Source organism: Aliidongia dinghuensis (assembly GCF_014643535.1).
In the GTDB taxonomy this organism is placed as follows: domain Bacteria; phylum Pseudomonadota; class Alphaproteobacteria; order ATCC43930; family CGMCC-115725; genus Aliidongia; species Aliidongia dinghuensis.
The window spans coordinates 64,341-81,237 of sequence record NZ_BMJQ01000007.1; the positions used below are offsets into that span (position 1 = coordinate 64,341).

The following is a 16,897-nucleotide window of genomic DNA, read 5'->3' on the forward strand; positions in this document are numbered from 1 at the left end:
GACATGGCGTCAAACGCACGCATGGGATGCGAGCGCTGAATCTTCCGCCCTGTCGGCGGTCAGCCGGTCTTGCGCCGACGGGCGACCAAGGCACCGAGCCCCGCGATCCCGCCGGCGAGCAGCGCCAGCGCTCCCGGCTCCGGCACCGACGTCGAGGTCCCGGAGAACGTCAATTCGGCCGAGTTCAGCCTGACGGCACCCGACGTCGTCTGGAAAGAATAGGCGAGATCCCCGTTCGCCAGCTCCGCCAAAGTCGCGTTCGACAGTGTCAGCGCGACGGAAAAGGTCGGGTCGTTCACTGTGGTTTGCTGATAATAATTTGTCGTTAAGATCGAATTTCCAGATTGGGAGCTGGAAGAGCCGGTTTGGTAGTATCCCGAACTGTGCATCGTATCTGCGCCCGACACGGAATCTTTGCCGGCAGCGACCTTTACGACATCTTGTGTCTCGGACAGATTTTCATAGCTGTTGTTTAAATAGTAGTAATTATAGCTGTCGCAACCATACCAGCCATAGGAAGTGCATGAGCTCCCGGTATATTGATAACCGCTGGAGCTATTGTACATGGACGAAAAGCCCGGAGACACGTCGGAGAACGTGAGTAGGGCAGTTGCGGACGTGATCGTGTTGCTTGCGGACGTCGGCAAGTAGCTGGAGATGTTCCAGGATCCCGCGTTCGAATTCCCGTTCACTGTGACGTTGCCGGTGATCAGGCCGGCGAAGGCGGGCGATTGCGGCAGCACGAGCAGTGCCGAGGTGGCGCAGAGAGTCGCCAAGCCCGGCTTGGCGGCGCGGGCGCCTGCCCGATGGATCCGATGCGTCATGATTGCTCCAAGTTGCTTGCTTGCCGTTGGGGTAGCCCGCCAGAGGCCGGCTCTGGGACATCGACGCAAAAAAGCGCGCATCCTTGTAAACACAAGAGAATGAAAGAACTCTTGCCACACCCCGGCGGGTGATATGCAAGAATCTCGGCGTGACGCGTGAAAAACGGCGATAATTGGTGCCGTCAGGGCAATTTAATCAAGCGTTAACTATGGCATGAGAGACACGTATAGTTTTTTGAGTAAGGTCTGACGTGCGGATTCTTGCATTGCAAGCAGCTTGATTTCGGAGAGAATAATGGAATCCCCCTGGGAAAATCTGTCGGACGCGATTTTTCATCACGCCGCGATTCGGCCCGATGCGCCGGCCGTCACGGACAACCAGGGCACGATCACCTATCGCCAATTTGCCGAACTGGTCGGCGCGGCCGCGGTCTATCTGCGGGACCTCGGGATCGGCGCAGACGATCGGGTCGGGCTGGCTCTGTTCAACCACACGGACCATTTCATCATCATGTTCGCGGCGATGCGCATCGGCGCCGTGCCGATCGAAGTGCCCGCCGAACTGCCGCCGCAGGCCCAGGAAGAGATTTTCAGCCGAATCAAGCCGAAGGCGATTTTCGTCGAGGCCGGCCTTGCTTCGGGCCGAGCCCCCATCAAGATCGTCGTCGATGCGCACTGGCGACGCGACCTCGACGGCAAGAGCGGAGATGCCCGTGACGGCCGGACTGCCGATCTCAACCGGCTGGTCCTGCTGACGTCAGGCAGTACCGGACCGGCCAAGGGCATCGTCATCACCCATCGCCAGTTCATGGCGCGGGCTCGCATCTTCGACGCGCTGCTCGGGTCGCACTGGTCGGCCGACCGGCCCGGAAAGTTCCTGCTGGCCGTCACGATCACCGCTTCGGCGTTCCACCATTTCTTCCTGTGCCAGATCCTGCACGGCGGTCCGGTCCATGTTCTGTCGCGCTTCGTCGAAGACAATGACTTCGTTCGTGCGGTGACCGCCCAACAGGATGCGGTGCTGCTCACGACTCCGGCGATCTGCCGGGCGCTGCTCAGCCGGTGCGGCACGCGGGATAAGCTGCTGCCCAACGCCCAAGCCCTGATTTGCGGCGGCCTTCCCTTGTCGGCCGCGGAAAAGAAGCGCGTGCTCGCCCACATCACGCCGAACTTCTTCGAGGTCTACGGTGCGGCGGGAAGCGGCCTGATCACGGGGGTGCGGCCGGCAGATTTCGAAGCCCACGCGGACAGCGTGGGGCGATGTGCGCCCGCGCCCATCGTCGAAATCGTCAATGCGGACGGCGTGCCGGTGCCGGCCGGCGGTCTCGGGCATCTCCGCTGCCGGGGCGAGGCCATTGCCGACGGGTTCCTGGCCGGCTCCGGCTCCAACACCGGTCCGGAGATGTTCCGCGACGGCTGGTACTATCCCGGCGACATCGCGACCATGGACGCAGACGGCTGGATCACGCTCAAGGGGCGGAAATCCGACCTGATCCTGCGCCGGGGCGTCGAATTCTATCCGTTCGAGATCGAGGAGGTTCTCCTGGCGCTCCCTTGGGTGCGGGACGCTGCCGTCATCGGGCGCCCGGCCAAGCAGGGCGGCGAAGAGGAACTCGTCGCGATCGTCGTGCCGGGCGAAGGCTTCAAGCCGGACAGTCTCGCGGCGCATTGCGCGGCACACCTGCCGCCAGAGAAACGGCCGGTGTCGTTCCACCGGGCCGTCGAGTTCCCCCGGACGCCGAGCGGCAAGACCGATCGTCAGACCTTGCGAGCCGACTTTCTCGCCAAGACCGCGGCCCCGCCGGCAAGACCCCCGGTGCCGGGCCCGCAGATGGTTCGCCGCTGATTGTCCGCGCCGGCGGCCCGAGCGCTCTCTACCCCTTCACCACCAGCGGCACCCGCGTCGCCGGCGGGGTGTTGCGGCTCCGCTGGCTGCGCACGATGCCGTCGATCACGGTCATGCCGACGCCAGGCAGGTCGCCGAGCCGCACGCTCTCCAGCAGGTCCTTGCCGGCGGAATGCTGCGCCTTGTCGAGGAACACGAAGTCGGCGCTGCGGCCGGTCTCGATAAGCCCGCTGTCGAGCTCGCGCATGCGTGCCGTGTTGCCGGTCGCGAAGCAGAAGGCCTGTTCGGCCGGCACTTCGCCCAGCGAGGACAGCATCGCCACCATCCTCAGAATGCCGAGCGGCTGAACGCCCGAGCCCGCCGGCGCATCGGTGCCGAGGATGATGCGCTCCAACTGCCCCAGCTCCTTGGCGACGCGCAGTGTCAGGAGGGCGGAACGCTCGTTGCCGTTGTGCACCAGCTCGAGCCCGCGGTGGCAGCTTTCGCAGAGGCACGTGATCTGGTCGTCGGGCAGCGCCGTGTGGCCGCCGTTGATGTGGCCGATGATGTCGGCATCGGCCTCCAGCACCACGTCCTTGTCGATGAGGCCGGAGCCCGGGATCGATGGGCCGCCGGTGTGGATGGTCGACTGGATGCCGTATTTGCGCGCCCAGGCGACCATCTGCTTGGCTTCAGCACCCGCCTTGACGCTGCCGAGCCCGACCTCGCCTAGCAGCTTGACGCCGGCTTCGGCCAGTTCCCTGAAGTCCGATTCGACCATGCCCTGCTCGATCACGGGCGCCCCGGCCAGCACCTTGACGCCGGACGGCCTGGCATTGGCAAAGGCGCGCTGGGCGAACACCGCCATGGCCTTCAGACCGACGATGTCCTTGGGCCGGCCGGGCGTATGCACCTCGCCGGCCGAGATCATGGTCGTGACGCCGCCGTGCAGGCAGCTGTCGATCCAGCCGAGCTGGTTCTGGCGCGGCGTCCAGTCGCCAGCGACCGGGTGGACGTGGCTGTCGATCAGGCCCGGGGCAAGCGCGCTGCCGGCGGCGTCGATGAGCGTCGTGGCCTCGGCCGTGTCGAGATCCTTCTCCCGGCCGATGCCCGTAATGCGGCCGCCGACCGCGACGATCGTGTCGGCGTCCAGGATTGGGCGGGCGAGCTCGCCGCTCAACAAGAGGCCGATGTTGCGGATGACGAGCTTCCCTGGCCCGCCCGTCTTCGCCGGTTCGTCGTGCGCCATCATCGCCTCCCGTGGCTTGTTCGCTGATCGTTAGTATACGAACGACTTTGCCGCAAGCAAGTCCGAATAGTCAGAGGTTTACCCTGATAGGGTGTCGCAATTGTCTACAATTCTATTCTATTGCGGTTGCAAGTAATTTTGAAATTAGCCTACCGCTTGACAAAAATACGGTTAATGAAGAATTACTCATACATATTGACAGGCAAATGCGCCGCGATCACTCTCGCTGCGACGACGCCGTTAGAGCGTCGATCGGTGATTGAGGGAGGACAGCGCATGAACGGCACACGTTCGGGAGGGCTCATCGCTTGGCTGGGTGCCGCCGCCTGTTTGACCGTCCTCGTGACGGCATCGGCGGCACGGGCAGATGACCTGCCGAAGCTCGCGGAAAAGCCCACGTACAAGGTGGGATTCGCCCAGACCGAGAGCAACAATCCCTGGCGGCTCGCCCAGACGCAGAGCATGAAGGACGAGGCGGCGAAGCGCGGCTGGCAGCTCGTCTATACGGACGCGAACAGCTCCGCGGCGAAGCAGGTCGCCGACGTCGATTCCATGATCGCGCAGCATGTCGACGTGATCTTCCTCTCCCCGCGCGAGGAAAAGCCGCTCATCCCTGCGGTCATGAAGGCGAAGAAGGCGGGCATTCCGCTGTTCCTCATCGACCGCAGCGTCGACGCCAACCTGGCGAAGCCCGGGCGTGACTATGTTTCCTTCATCGGCTCCGACTTCGTCGAGGAAGGCCGGCGCGCCGGCGAGTGGCTGATCAAGGCGACGAACGGCAACGCCAAGATCATCGAACTGCAGGGTACGAGCGGCTCGTCGCCGGCGAACGACCGCAAGAAGGGCTTCATGGAGGCGATCGCCAAGACGCCCGGCATGCAGATCGTGGCGAGCCAGGACGGCGACTTCACGCGCGACAAGGGCCGGCAGGTGATGGAGACGTTGCTGCAGGCCCATCCGGAGGCGACGGCGGTGTTCGCCCATAACGACGAGATGGTGCTGGGCGCGATTACGGCGCTCGAGGCGGCCGGCCGCCATCCGGGCAAGGACATCACGCTCGTCTCGATCGACGGCGAGAAGGATGGGCTGCAGGCGATCGTCGACGGCAAGCTTGGCGCCACGGTCGAATGCAACCCGCGCTTCGGCCCGGGCGCGTTCCAGGCCGCGGCCGACTATGCCGGCGGCAAGAAGATCCCGCCGATCGTCGTCAACAAGGACCATTTCTACGACAAGAGCAATGCGTCGGAGAGCCTGGCCGGGTCCTACTGATCGGTCCGGAGCGGAGCGGCCCTCGGGGGGCGCTCCGCCTTAACAATGGGAGCGCCATGACGGACGACCTGTTGCTTTCGATGTCGGGTATCTCGAAGCGCTACTCCGGCGTGCCGGCGCTCGAGGAGGCAAGCTTGACCGTTGCGCGTGGCGAGGTGCTGGCCTTGATCGGCCAGAACGGCGCTGGCAAGTCGACGCTTATCAAGATCCTGACCGGCGCCGTCGCACGCGACCGTGGCACGGTGCAGTTCGACGGCCGGCCGGCCGCCTTCCGCACGCCGCAGGAGGCGCAGGCTGCCGGCATCGCGACGATCTATCAGGAGATCAACCTGGTGCCGCTGCGCTCGGTCGCGGAGAACATCTTCCTCGGCCGCGAGCCCAGGCGCTGGGGCCTCATCGATTGGCGACGCATGCATGCTGAGGCCGAAGCGCTGCTGGCTCAGTTCGATGTCGTGGTCGACGTGCGCCAGCCGCTCTCCCGACTCAATACCGCGACCCGGCAGATGGTCGCGATCGCCCGCGCGCTCGACCAGCAGGCGCGGCTCGTGGTGATGGACGAGCCGACCTCTTCGCTCGACGACCGCGAGGTGGCCGTGCTGTTCGACGTCATCCGCCAGCTGAAGCAGCGCGGCATCGGCGTGATCTTCGTCAGCCACCGGCTGGACGAGCTCTATGCCGTATGCGACCGCGTCACCGTCATGCGCGACGGCCGGACCGTCGCCGACCAGCCGATGGCGAGCATCGGCAAGCTCGAGCTGGTGGCATCCATGCTCGGCCGCAGCCTGGAAGAGGTGAAGCGCTTCGGTGCCACCGCGTTCGAGGAGGATTGGGCACCAAGTGCCACCCGGGTGCTCGAGGTCGAGGGGCTGAAGTCAGCACCACGCGTCGCCGCAGTCGACCTCGATGTCCGCGAGGGGGAGATCGTCGGGCTCGCGGGGCTCCTGGGCTCCGGCCGGACCGAGACGGCGCGCGCGATCTTCGGCGCCGACCGGGCCGAAGCCGGCACGATCCGGGTCGCAGGCGAGCCCACGGCCTTCCGCAGCGCGCGCGATGCGATCAGGGCCGGCATCGGCTTCTGTTCCGAGGACCGCAAGACCGAGGGCATCGTCCCCGACATGTCGGTGCGAGACAACCTGACGCTGGCACTCCTGCCGCAATTGACGCGCCATGGCGTCGTTGACCAGGTGCGCCAGCGCCAGATCGTCGATCGGTTGATCCAGCGGCTCGGCATCCGGCTCGCCAGCCCCGACCAGAAGATCCGCGAGCTCTCGGGCGGCAACCAGCAGAAGGTGCTCTTGGCCCGCTGGCTCTGCCTCGAGCCGCGGCTTTTGATCCTCGACGAGCCGACGCGCGGCATCGACGTCGCGGCCAAGGCGGAGATCCAGGCGCTGATCCGCGAGCTCGCGCGCGAAGGACTGGGCGTGCTGATGATCTCGTCGGAGCTCGAGGAGCTGACCGAGGGCTGCCACCGGGTGAGCGTGCTGCGCGACGGCCGCTCGGTCGCCGCGTTCGAGCATCGGGCGGCGAGCGAGCACGCCATCATGAGCGCCATGGCGCATGGTCCGGCGGTGGGAGAGAGCCATGCAGGAGCTTGAGATCGTGGCGCGGCACCGGCGCGCGCGGTTCGTCCCGCCGCGCTGGAGTGCCCTCGGCGGCACCGCTGCGGCACTGGCGCTGCTGCTGGTCTTCAACCTGATCGCGACACCGCATTTCGTCAGCCTGCAGACGCTCTACATCAACCTGACCCAGGTCACGACCATCGTCATCGTCGCGGTCGGCATGACCATGGTGATCGCGACCGGCGGCATCGATCTCTCGGTCGGCTCACTGATGGCGATCGCCGGCGCGCTGGCGCCGCTCATCTTCATGGGGCGGCTGCTCGGCGTCGGCCCGGGGGTGCTTGCCGATGCGCTCGCCTTCGTCGTGCCGCTCCTGGCCGCGACGGCACTCGGCGCCGTCAATGGCTGGCTCATCGCCCGCTTCCGCATCCAGCCGATCGTGGCGACGCTCGTGCTGTTCATCGCCGGCCGCGGCATTGCCCAGGTCATGACCAACGGCAATCTGCAGGCGTTCCACAACGTGAGCTTCCATGCGCTGGGCCTGGGCCGGGTCGCGGGCGTGCCGGTGCAGGTCTGGCTGATGGCGGCGGTGGTCGGTTCGGCCACCTGGGTCATCGGCCGCACGCTCTATGGCCGCCAGCTGCTGGCCGTTGGCGGCAACGAAGCCGCGGCAGCGCTCGCCGGCCTGCCGGTCGGCCGCGTCAAGATCCTGGTCTATGCCGCCTCGGGCCTGCTCGCCGGCCTCGCCGGGCTGATCGTGATCGCGATCAACTCCTCGTCCGACGCCAACCTGGTCGGGCTCGGCATGGAACTGGACGCGATCGCCGCGGTTGCGGTCGGCGGCACGCCCTTGACCGGCGGGCGCGCGTCGATCGTCGGCACGCTCCTGGGCGCGCTCATCATCCAACTCGTGCGCTACACGCTCTTGTCGCACGGCGTGCCGGATGCGGCAGCGCTCGTCGTCAAGGCGGCCATCATCCTGGCCGCGGTCTATCTCCAGCAGATGCGGCGGGCATCATGACCAGCATCGGCGACACCATCGCCTATCGGCCGTCGACCGGGCGGCGCGGCGCCATCCTGCAGCGCCAGGGCGTCGTCGTGGCACTGCTGCTGCTGATCCTGTTCGGCGCCGTGCGCTACGACGATTTCCTCGGCCTCTACAACGTCATGAGCGTACTGCGCTACAACGCGATGTTCGCGCTGGTCGCCCTCGGCATGGCGTTCGTCATCATGACCGGCGGCATCGACCTGTCGGTCGGCGCCACGGCGGCGCTGGCGAGCGTCGTCTCGGCGAGCTTGAGCGACGTCGGGCTTACGGCCGGGCTTGCCGCCGGTGTCGCCGCGGGCCTGGCGATCGGTCTCTTGAACGGCCTCGTGATCGCCTGGGCGCGCCTGCCGCCCTTCGTGACCACGCTCGCGACCATGCTGGCCGCGCGCGGCATTGCACTGCTTGTGGCGGGCAACCAGTCGGTCTCGGTCTCGTGGGACACGAGCTTCACGGATCTCGGCGGCGGTGATTTCCTGGGTTTCCCGATCCCGGCCTGGATCGCGGTCGCCGCCTATGTCCTGGGCGCGGTGCTGCTCAATCTCACGGGCTTCGGCCGGGCGGTGCTGGCGATCGGCGACAATGAAGAGGCCGCACGGCTCATGGGCCTGCCGGTGCAGCGCGTGAAGCTCGCCGTCTATGTGCTGACCGGCGCCCTGGCCGGGCTCGCGGGCGTCATCCTCGCCTCCCAGTTCGGCGCGGGTCAGCCGACCGAGGGGCAGGGCTGGGAGCTGTTCGCGATCGCCGCCGTCGTGGTCGGCGGCACGTTGCTCACCGGCGGCATGGGCTCGGTCGGCTTCACGCTCGCCGGCACGCTGCTGCTCGGGCTCATCTTCAACATTCTCAACTTCGAGAACGGCAAGGGCGATTTCACGCTCAGCGCATATTGGCAATCCGTCATCCGCGGCGCCTTCCTGCTGCTTGTGGTGCTGCTGCAGAACCGGCTCGCCCGGCGCCCATCATGACGGAAGCATGGGAGGAACATATGGCCGGTGCGGAAGACGACCGAAGCTTCAGTATCCTGGATGCGGAGCGCGAGCTGATCGCCGCGATCCTGGTGGACAACCGCGCCTATCGCGCGGTCTGCCATTTCCTGCAGCCTGCGCATTTCCTGTCGCCGCGGCATCGGCGGCAGTTCGCGACGATCGCGGCGGCGGTCGAGGCCGGCCGGCCGGTCGACCTCCGGCTGCTCGAGGGGGCGGGGCGCCCGATGCTCGACCCGCCGAAGATCGATCCGCTCGATCACGCGCTGATGATCTACGGCAGCTTCCTCGGCCGTGCCGCGGTCGGCGCCGCGATCGAGGAGGCGGCGCCGGCACGCGTCGCCTCCTGAGGCGCGTAGCGGCCGGCGGTCTGCTCAAAGCACTGGCGGACTTATCCCGCGTCGCGGGGGGTAAGCGAAAATGCCACCTCTTGTCGTCTGCGAGAAACGGATGTGCGAGAGCGAGTGCCTTTGGCTTTCTCGATGCATAACCAGGTAGCGTCGCATGGTGAATCCCTTCCTCCGTAAAAGAAGAGGAATGGCGACCAGCATTTCGCCGTATTCGTGTATTACGACGGCCCGGACGCCAACAGCTTCCGGGTAGGAGCCAAATGAGCCGCGTCTTGCCGTTGTGTGTTGTCTTCATCCTGCTATGGGGCAGCGTTCAGGCAGCCGCGGGTCAACCGGAACAGGCTGCTAGGGACTATCTCGAAGGTATTTGGCTGACCAACAAACGACCCGACGCCAGCTCCTGTCTTGCGGAAGGTACGCCAAATACGCAGATCGAGTTCGATTTCCGGAAGAGCGGCGGACGGATACTGGTCTTCGAGCCGCCAGATCTCTTTTCGGCAATAGCTATTCCCGAAATTTCGGTAGAGAACGACATCATTACCGTCCGGCGGCAGCGGCGCGACGGGTCCTACGCCGACGATGTGCGCTTGCGCCGCCTGTCACCAGACCAATTCGAAATACTGTCGGCGAGCGGAGGCAAGCCGGGAGACGCCTATCGCTGTGACGATGCGTCTACGCAGGTCGATGACGCCATTCCGTCGGCGATGCTTCAGAAGCTAACGCCTGACATCACGGGCAGCCAGGGGTTTATCGAGGTGGATCCAGCTGTGTCCGATGCCGACCTGTGTCAAGGGAATGCGCCAGCCGGCCGGCGATCGAAGCCGCGGTGGCTACAGTTCGAGCTACTAGGGCCAGCGCACTATTGGATTTTCGGTGAGGGTTTTCGCTCAGAGCATCGCCTGATCTTCGACTACGTCCGAGCAGTCAGACAGGTCGACGATCATACGCTCAGGCTGGAGATGCAGGAGCATCTGGAGACAAGCGGTGGCTGGGACAGTCCAGGATCCGGTGGCGAGACCTACACGCTGACCATCGTCGACCAAGACTCCCGCATATTTGTCCCTGAATTGTCAGCGACGTTTGTACGGTGCTCGGCGGACCAGCCTGGCAGCATCGGCATGCATCGTTGGTAGGAAACGGACGGGTTTTCACCCGCCCGTTTCTGATCAATGCACCAGCGGGCAGCCGCCGTCGGCGAGCGGGCGGAACGCCTGGTCGGGCGGGATCGTGTCGACCAGCTCGTAGTCGTCCCACTTGCCCTTGGACTGTTCCGGCTTCTTGACGCGGAACACATACATGGCGTGGACCGCGCGGCCGTCGGGGCGCACGGTGACCGGGCCGATCAGCGGGTCCTGGATCGTGGCCTTGCGCATCTGGGCGATGACCTTGTCGCCGTCGATGGTGTTTGCGGCCTTGGCGGCGCGCAGATAGGCCAGCACCGAGGAATAGACGTTGGCCTGGTTCGCGGTCGGCATCTTGCCGCCCATCTTCTCGGCAAAGCGCTTGGAGAAGGCGCGGGTCGCGTCGTTCAGGTCCCAGTAGAAGGATTCCGTGACGATGAGCCCCTGTGCCGCCTTCAGGCCCATGGCTTCGACGTCGGTGATCTGGGTGAACAAACCGGCCAAAGTCTGGTTCGGCGTGATGCCGAACTCGTTCGCCTGCTTGACGCCGGTGATGAGGTCGCCGCCCGTGTCGGCGAAGGCCACGACCTTGGCGCCCGAGCTCTGCGCCTGCAGCAGGTACGAAGCGAAGTCGGTCGTCCCCAGCGGATGCTTGACCGAGCCCACGACCGTGCCGCCGAGCTTGGAGAGCGCATCGGTCGCGTCGCGCTGCAGCGCCTGGCCCAGCGCATAGTCGAACGAGATGAAATACCAGTTCTTGCCGCCCTGCTTATAGAGCGTCCGCGCGGTGGCGTTGCCCATGGCCCAGGTGTCCATGTTCCACTGCACGGTGGTCGGCTGACAGAATTTGCCGGTCAGGTCCGAGGTGCCGACGTTGGTCGCGACGAAGGTGCGGTTCTTGTCCTTCAGGATCTGGTTGACCGCAAGGCCGACGCCGGAATTGACCGCGTCCGCCACCGCCGTCACGCCGTCCTGGTCGACCCACTGACGCACGATGTTCGAGCCGATGTCCGGCTTGTTCTGATGGTCGCCGTAGAGGATCTCGACCTTGAGCGGGCCGGCTTCCTTCTTGAAGTCGTCGACCGCGAGTTCGGCGGCCGCGACCGAGCCCTTGCCCGACTGGTCGGCGAACGGGCCGGACTGATCGTTCAGGATACCGATCTTGAGCGTGTTGTTCGGGATCTCAGCCTTGGCGGTGCTGGGCGCCGCGAGCGGCACGGCCAGCGCCGGCAGCAGCGCCGCGGCGAAGCCGGCGCGCCGGAATGGAATGCGCATGTCGTTCTCTCCCCCTGGAAGTCGGGCTCTCGGCGTCCCGGTCGCAGTTGTTAACCTGCTTGATTGTTCATCTCAGTGATTGTTTGTCTATAGGATTATTGGCTTGCCCTAGATAGCGCGGGTCGGTAACCCGTGTCGATTGTAATCCTACCCGCTGCACGCGAAACGCACGCACAGAGCCTTTGCCCAGCCTGCTTCTGCTCGGCGCTCAGGAACACGTCTCGATGGTCGAGCGCCGCAGCGCCGTCCGTCACCTCGACAGCGCACAGACCGCATTCGCCGCGCAGGCAATCATAGGCGAGCTCGATGCCGGCGTCGCCGAGCGCGTCGAGCAGGCTCTGGTCCGCAGGCACCTCGACGGTCTGGCCATGATCTCGCACCTCGACCGTGAATGGCACGACGGGACGGCTGCCGCTCGAGCCGAAGGTCTCGAAGCGCAGGCTGGTCGGCGCGCGCCCGGCGGCGGTCCAGGCCGCGCGCATCGCGTCCATCATGCCGGCCGGGCCGCACATATAGGTCTCGCCCGCCGGGTCGAGCCGCGCGATCTCGGCGGCGAAATCGAGCCGGCCGCCCTCGTCGTCGACGATGAGTATCAACCGGTCGCCGAGCAACATCCGGAGCCGGTCGAGGAACGCCATCTGGCGGCGCGTGCGCGCGGCATAGACGAGGCGAGGGTGGTGGCCGAGCCGTTCCAGCCGTTCGGCCATGCCCAGGATCGGCGTGATGCCGATGCCGCCGGCGATCAGAAGATAGTCAGGCCGGCCCACGGCCAGCTCGAAATGGCTCTGCGGCTCGGTCACGGCCAGCACGGCGCCGGGGGCGAGCGCCCACATGGCGGCCGAGCCGCCGCGGCTCGGGTTCATGCGCTTCACCGCGATGCGCCAGGCGCCGTCCGCCGGCGCCTCGCCGATCAGCGAATAGCAGCGCTGGATCGTGCGGTCCTCTGCCGCGAGCGTCACGGTCAGGTTGCTGCCGGCCGGGTAGGGTGTCGCAGCACCGGTCTCCGGCACCAGCTCGAACAGGCGCACGTCCTCCGCCGGCTCGCTGATCGCGCGGACGCGGACCCGGATTTCTCTGCCGTCAGCTTGCAATCTTGCGTCCTCCCTGGGGTGCGGCGCGCCGGATGAGCGCGCCGCCGGGCATGGTCGCGAGCAGGGCTGCGTCGCCCAGTGCCAGTTTCAAATTCTGCTTGGCGAGCCGCGCATGCTCGCGGCCCAGGGCCTCGGCGCGGGCGCCCTCGCGCGCCTCGATGGCTTCCAGGATCGCCCGGTGTTGCGCCTGGGCCAGGAACAGGATCTCGCGGCTCTCGGGCAGGTCGGCCTGGGCCAGCACGAAGGAACTGGGCGAGGCGAAGGGCAGGGCCATGGCCTGCGCCATCGCCCGGCGCAGCATCGAGCTCTTGGCAAGGTCCAAGAGGCGTGCATGGAACAGCGCGTTGGCCGCGACATAACGCTCGAAATCGACCTCGGCCCCGGGCGTGCGCACGAGCGGGTCCATCGCCTCGACCGCGGCGCGCAAGGGTGCAAGCTCGGCCGGGTTGGCGAGCCGCTCGGCTGCAAGACGCGCCGCCGTGCCTTCGAGCACGCCGCGCAGCTCGATCGCATCGGCGATATCGGCCGGGTCGAAGTCGCGCACGGCGAAGCCGCCGCTCGGCAGCACGTCGAGCAGCCCCTCGTGCGCCAAGGTCGTGAGGGCCAGCCGGAGCGGCGTCCGCGAGACGCCGAGCCGGGCCGCGAGTGGGATCTCGGCGACCCGCTCGCCGGGCTTCACCTCGCCGGACAGCAGCAGCTCGCGCAGGCGCAGGGTCGCCTTCAGCTGCTGGCCCGGCCGCGCGGCGGCCTCGCCGCTCATTCGGCGGCAACCTGAGGGGCCGCCGGGGCGGTCGCCCGCTCGGCCGCGATCATCCGGTCGATCAACCGGCGCGACCAGACGGCGCCGGCGTCGATGTTGAGATTGTAGAAGACGCGGTCCGGGTTCTCGTCGATCGCCTGCTGCTGCGCCTCGAGAATGATTTCGTCCTCGCGGAAGATGCCGGTGACGCCCTCGCGCAGCTCGGTCGTGATGCGCTGCTCCTCCAGCCGGTAATTGCGCACGAAGGCCCAGAAATAGTGGCAGGTGCGGTCGGTCTCGGGCGTCATGGTGTTGAGCACGTAGCCGTTGACGCCCTGGCTGCGGTCGCCTTCGGGGGCGCCGGTGCCGGTCGGCGCCACGCCGACGTCGATCACCACCGTGCCCGGCGGCTCGAACCGGATGATCTGCCAGCGGTCGACCCGGCCGGGCTTGCCCAGCTGCTTCGCCCAGAACGGTGGCGGCTCTATGTCGATCATCCAGCGCGCGATCTCGGCGAAGTCGGGGCCGTGATGCGCCTCGAACGGCGCTTCGGCGACGGCCGCCTGGCCGATGCTGCCGCCGTGCACGAAGGTCTCGTGCGTCAGGTCCATCAGATTGTCGATGACCAGCTTGTAATTGCACCGGGCATGGATGGTCTTGCCGTCGCCGGCCCAGGCCGGATCGTGGTTCCAGTGCATGTCCGGCACCTTGGCCGGATCCGCCAGCGCCGGGTCGCCCATCCAGACCCAGAGATAGCGGTGCTTCTCGACGATCGGGTAGCTCTCGACGCAGGCCGACGGGTTGATCGTGTCCTGCGACGGCATGTGTATGCAGCGGCCGCCAGCCTCATAGCGCAGGCCGTGATAACCGCAGACGAGCGTGTCGCCGTCGAGCCGGCCCTTGCTCAAGGGCAGCAGCCGGTGCCAGCAGGCGTCCTCGAGCGCCACCGGCGTGCCGTCGGTCTTGCGATAGAACACCAGGTGCTTGTTGCAGATCGTGCGCGGCAGCAGCGCGTGCTTCAGCTCGACGTCCCAGGCGGCGGCGTACCAGGCATTCAGCGGAAAATCCGGCTTCGCGAACCCTTCGGCGACGGGCGGCAACGCGGGCGTCGGCATGACGACATCCTCCCTCGAGAAATTTTCCCGAGCATGCCGGATTTTGAAATTGTATGCAACGGCCGTGTTTATCGCGGCAATTTCTGCGAAAAATCCGTCTTCGCGGTCAAAATTGCATGCAACGTCACGTCACGCCGAAGCGCTCCGACCAATCGCGGGCGACGGTGACCATGGCGCGGACGAGCAGGTCCAGGTCCCGGGGCTCGATCACGAACGGCGGCGCTACATAGAGAATGTCGCCGAAGGGGCGCGCCCAGACGCCCAGCTCGATGAAGCGGCGGCGCAGCCAGCCCGCGTCCTTCAAGGCCGTCAGCTGGACGACGCCGATGGCACCCTGCACGCGCACATCGACGACGCCCGGCAGGTCGCGCGCCGGCTCGAGCCCACGGCGGAGCGCCGCCGCGATGGCCTGGACCTGGCTGAGCCACGGCTCACGCTCGAACAGGTCGAGCGAGGCATTGGCCGCGGCGCAGGCGAGCGGGTTCGCCATGAAGGTCGGCCCGTGCATGAGCGCCGCCGACGGCTCGTCGGACCAGAAGGCGTCGAACACGTGGGCACGCGCCACGGTCGCGGCGAGTGCGATCGTGCCGCCGGTCAGCGCCTTCGACAGGCACATGATGTCGGGCACGATGTCGGCCTCTTCCGAGGCGAACATTCGCCCGGTGCGGCCGAAGCCGGTCATGATCTCGTCGGCGATCAGCAGATGCCCGTGGCGGGCTGCGGCATTGGCAATGCGGCGCAGCGTATCGCCGTCGTGGAAGCGCATGCCGCCGGCACCCTGGACCAGCGGCTCGACGATCACGCCGGCGATTTCGTCGCGATGGCGCGCCAGCAGGGATTCGAGCCCGGCGATCCGGTCGAGGTCGGTCGGCAGCTCGGCCACGAACTGCCTGGGCAGGTAGCCGGCGAAATGCCGGTGCATGCCGCCGTCCGGGTCGGTCACCGACATGGCGCCGAGCGTGTCGCCGTGATAGCCGTCGCGGAACGAGACGAACTTGTGCCGGCCTTTGACGCCGCGGTTCAGCCAATATTGCACGGCCATCTTCATTGCGACCTCGACCGCGACCGAGCCGGAATCGGTGAAGAACACGTGGTCGAGATCGCCCGGCAGCAGGGTGGCCAGGCGCCGGGCCAGCCGTTCTGCCGGCTCGTGGGTGAGGCCGCCGAACATGACGTGCGGCATGCGGGCAAGCTGGTCCGCGACGGCGGCACGGATATGCGGGTGGTTATAGCCGTGGCAGGCCGTCCACCAGGACGAGATGCCGTCGACGAGGCTCGTGCCGTCATCGAGGATCAGCCGCACGCCCTCGGTCGCCTGCACCTTGGGCGGCGGAGCCGCGAGCTTCATCTGCGTGTAGGGCCGCCAGAGTGCCGTCGGCGGCCCCGGAGGTCGGGTCATTCCGCGGCGGCGCCGACATCCATCGGCTTGATGCCGAGGCGGTCGAACAGCACGACGTCGCGCTCGTTCGCCGGGTTATTGGTCGTGAGCAGGCGAGGGCCGAAGAAGATCGAGTTGGCGCCGGCCAGGTAGCAAAGCGCTTGCGCCTCGTCGCTCAGGGCTTCGCGCCCGGCCGAGAGCCGCACCATCGAGTGCGGCATCAGGATGCGCGCGACCGCGATGGTGCGGACGAACTCCAGGGGCTCGACCTTCGCCGAATGGCCCAAGGGCGTGCCCTCGGTCTCGGCCAGCATGTTGACGGGCACGCTTTCCGGATGGTCCGCCATGGTGGCGAGCGTCCACAACATGCCGATCCGGTCGGCGCGCGCCTCGCCCATGCCGATGATGCCGCCGCAGCAGACATGGATACCGGCGTCACGCACGTGGGAGAGCGTGTCGAGCCGGTCGTCCATGGTGCGGGTCGAGACGACCTTCTCGTAATACTCGGGCGAGGTGTCGATGTTGTGGTTGTAGTAGTCGAGCCCGGCGTCCTTGAGCCGCGCCGCCTGGGCCGCGTTCAGCATGCCGAGCGTCACGCAGGTCTCCATGCCCATGGCACGCACGCCCTCGATCATGGCGCAGACCTGTTCCAGGTCCTTGTCCTTCGGGCTGCGCCAGGCGGCGCCCATGCAATAGCGCGTGGCGCCGGCGTCGCGGGCCCGGCGTGCGTCTGCCAGCACGGTCTCGACCGCCATCAGCTTCTCGGCCTTGACCCCCGTCTCGAAATGCGCGCTCTGGGAGCAATAGCCGCAATCCTCGGGGCAGCCGCCGGTCTTGATCGAGAGCAGCGTCGAGAGCTGAACCCGGTTCGGGTCGAAGTTCGCCCGGTGCACGGTCTGTGCCTGGTGCAGCAGGTCGGCGAACGGCAGATCGAACAGAGCCTGGATCTCGGCACGGGTCCAGTCGTGACGGACGACGGTGGCGACCGTGGCGGATTCCTGGGGGGCGGAAGCGTCGGGCAATTGGCCCTCTCTCGTGACAAGGCGATGAAAATCGGGCGGAGCATAGGGAGGC

General features: G+C 66.7%; 15 protein-coding genes. 7 read left to right on the plus strand and 8 right to left on the minus strand.

Features of this window, described 5'->3' with window-relative positions; genetic code table 11:
- Positions 1-59: 59 nt before the first annotated feature.
- Positions 60-824, minus strand: coding sequence for a PEP-CTERM sorting domain-containing protein (locus IEY58_RS14405; RefSeq protein WP_189046906.1), 765 nt, complete (start codon positions 822-824; stop codon positions 60-62).
- Between the two features lie 295 nt (positions 825-1,119).
- On the opposite strand from IEY58_RS14405, the gene IEY58_RS14410 reads away from it, so the two are divergent.
- The gene (locus IEY58_RS14410) at positions 1,120-2,670 is read left to right on the plus strand and encodes a class I adenylate-forming enzyme family protein (protein ID WP_189046908.1); all 1,551 of its coding nucleotides are present in this window, start codon (positions 1,120-1,122) and stop codon (positions 2,668-2,670) included.
- A gap of 28 nt (positions 2,671-2,698) precedes the next feature.
- On the opposite strand, the gene IEY58_RS14415 is transcribed toward IEY58_RS14410, so the two are convergent.
- A complete protein-coding gene (locus IEY58_RS14415) occupies positions 2,699-3,898 on the minus strand; it encodes an amidohydrolase family protein (RefSeq protein WP_189046910.1) in 1,200 nt (399 codons plus the stop codon).
- Positions 3,899-4,174: 276 nt separating this feature from the next.
- Here IEY58_RS14415 and IEY58_RS14420 point away from each other — a divergent pair, with 276 nt between their 5' ends.
- From IEY58_RS14420 to IEY58_RS14445, 6 genes are all read left to right on the plus strand, one after another.
- Complete coding sequence (locus IEY58_RS14420; protein ID WP_189046912.1) at positions 4,175-5,167, plus strand: ABC transporter substrate-binding protein; 993 nt, start codon at positions 4,175-4,177, stop codon at positions 5,165-5,167.
- Positions 5,168-5,223: 56 nt separating this feature from the next.
- Complete coding sequence (locus IEY58_RS14425; RefSeq protein WP_189046914.1) at positions 5,224-6,762, plus strand: sugar ABC transporter ATP-binding protein; 1,539 nt, start codon at positions 5,224-5,226, stop codon at positions 6,760-6,762.
- Positions 6,749-7,747, plus strand: coding sequence for an ABC transporter permease (locus tag IEY58_RS14430; protein WP_189046915.1), 999 nt, complete (start codon positions 6,749-6,751; stop codon positions 7,745-7,747). The genes IEY58_RS14425 and IEY58_RS14430 overlap by 14 nt, the downstream gene beginning before the upstream one ends.
- Positions 7,744-8,736, plus strand: coding sequence for an ABC transporter permease (locus IEY58_RS14435; protein ID WP_189046917.1), 993 nt, complete (start codon positions 7,744-7,746; stop codon positions 8,734-8,736). The genes IEY58_RS14430 and IEY58_RS14435 overlap by 4 nt, the downstream gene beginning before the upstream one ends.
- The gene (locus IEY58_RS14440; protein ID WP_189046919.1) at positions 8,733-9,104 is read left to right on the plus strand and encodes a DnaB-like helicase N-terminal domain-containing protein; all 372 of its coding nucleotides are present in this window, start codon (positions 8,733-8,735) and stop codon (positions 9,102-9,104) included. Before IEY58_RS14435 ends, IEY58_RS14440 begins: the two co-directional genes overlap by 4 nt.
- A 260-nt stretch (positions 9,105-9,364) precedes the next feature.
- On the plus strand, positions 9,365-10,237 hold the full coding sequence (locus tag IEY58_RS14445) for a hypothetical protein (RefSeq protein WP_189046921.1): 873 nt from the start codon (positions 9,365-9,367) through the stop codon (positions 10,235-10,237).
- Positions 10,238-10,270: 33 nt separating this feature from the next.
- Here IEY58_RS14445 and IEY58_RS14450 read toward each other — a convergent pair whose 3' ends face one another.
- From IEY58_RS14450 to bioB, 6 genes are all read right to left on the minus strand, one after another.
- Positions 10,271-11,500 carry an ABC transporter substrate-binding protein gene (locus IEY58_RS14450; RefSeq protein ID WP_189046923.1) on the minus strand — a complete coding sequence of 410 codons (1,230 nt, stop codon included), beginning with the start codon at positions 11,498-11,500 and terminating at the stop codon, positions 10,271-10,273.
- 95 nt (positions 11,501-11,595) lie between these two features.
- Positions 11,596-12,591, minus strand: a complete 996-nt coding sequence (locus tag IEY58_RS14455; RefSeq protein ID WP_189046924.1) for a PDR/VanB family oxidoreductase — start codon at positions 12,589-12,591, stop codon at positions 11,596-11,598.
- Positions 12,581-13,351: a GntR family transcriptional regulator gene (locus IEY58_RS14460; RefSeq protein WP_189046926.1), complete on the minus strand. Its 771-nt coding sequence runs from the start codon at positions 13,349-13,351 to the stop codon at positions 12,581-12,583. Before IEY58_RS14460 ends, IEY58_RS14455 begins: the two co-directional genes overlap by 11 nt.
- Positions 13,348-14,445, minus strand: coding sequence for an aromatic ring-hydroxylating dioxygenase subunit alpha (locus tag IEY58_RS14465; RefSeq protein ID WP_189046928.1), 1,098 nt, complete (start codon positions 14,443-14,445; stop codon positions 13,348-13,350). The genes IEY58_RS14460 and IEY58_RS14465 overlap by 4 nt, the downstream gene beginning before the upstream one ends.
- Positions 14,446-14,569: 124 nt before the next feature.
- Entirely contained in the window at positions 14,570-15,844 is a 1,275-nt protein-coding gene (locus IEY58_RS14470) for an adenosylmethionine--8-amino-7-oxononanoate transaminase (RefSeq protein WP_189046929.1), read from the minus strand.
- Entirely contained in the window at positions 15,841-16,845 is a 1,005-nt protein-coding gene (bioB, locus tag IEY58_RS14475; protein ID WP_189046931.1) for a biotin synthase BioB, read from the minus strand. The genes IEY58_RS14470 and bioB overlap by 4 nt, the downstream gene beginning before the upstream one ends.
- Positions 16,846-16,897 lie beyond the last annotated feature (52 nt).

Coding starts and splice junctions, on each gene's coding strand:
- IEY58_RS14445 (WP_189046921.1), top strand. CDS start 9,365: ATGAGCCGCGTCTTGCCGTTGTGTGTTGTCTTCATCCTGCTATGGGGC.
- IEY58_RS14410 (WP_189046908.1), top strand. CDS start 1,120: ATGGAATCCCCCTGGGAAAATCTGTCGGACGCGATTTTTCATCACGCC.
- IEY58_RS14430 (WP_189046915.1), top strand. CDS start 6,749: ATGCAGGAGCTTGAGATCGTGGCGCGGCACCGGCGCGCGCGGTTCGTC.
- IEY58_RS14420 (WP_189046912.1), top strand. CDS start 4,175: ATGAACGGCACACGTTCGGGAGGGCTCATCGCTTGGCTGGGTGCCGCC.
- IEY58_RS14440 (WP_189046919.1), top strand. CDS start 8,733: ATGACGGAAGCATGGGAGGAACATATGGCCGGTGCGGAAGACGACCGA.
- IEY58_RS14470 (WP_189046929.1), bottom strand. CDS start 15,844: ATGACCCGACCTCCGGGGCCGCCGACGGCACTCTGGCGGCCCTACACG.
- IEY58_RS14450 (WP_189046923.1), bottom strand. CDS start 11,500: ATGCGCATTCCATTCCGGCGCGCCGGCTTCGCCGCGGCGCTGCTGCCG.
- IEY58_RS14415 (WP_189046910.1), bottom strand. CDS start 3,898: ATGGCGCACGACGAACCGGCGAAGACGGGCGGGCCAGGGAAGCTCGTC.
- IEY58_RS14435 (WP_189046917.1), top strand. CDS start 7,744: ATGACCAGCATCGGCGACACCATCGCCTATCGGCCGTCGACCGGGCGG.
- IEY58_RS14405 (WP_189046906.1), bottom strand. CDS start 824: ATGACGCATCGGATCCATCGGGCAGGCGCCCGCGCCGCCAAGCCGGGC.
- IEY58_RS14460 (WP_189046926.1), bottom strand. CDS start 13,351: ATGAGCGGCGAGGCCGCCGCGCGGCCGGGCCAGCAGCTGAAGGCGACC.
- IEY58_RS14465 (WP_189046928.1), bottom strand. CDS start 14,445: ATGCCGACGCCCGCGTTGCCGCCCGTCGCCGAAGGGTTCGCGAAGCCG.
- IEY58_RS14425 (WP_189046914.1), top strand. CDS start 5,224: ATGACGGACGACCTGTTGCTTTCGATGTCGGGTATCTCGAAGCGCTAC.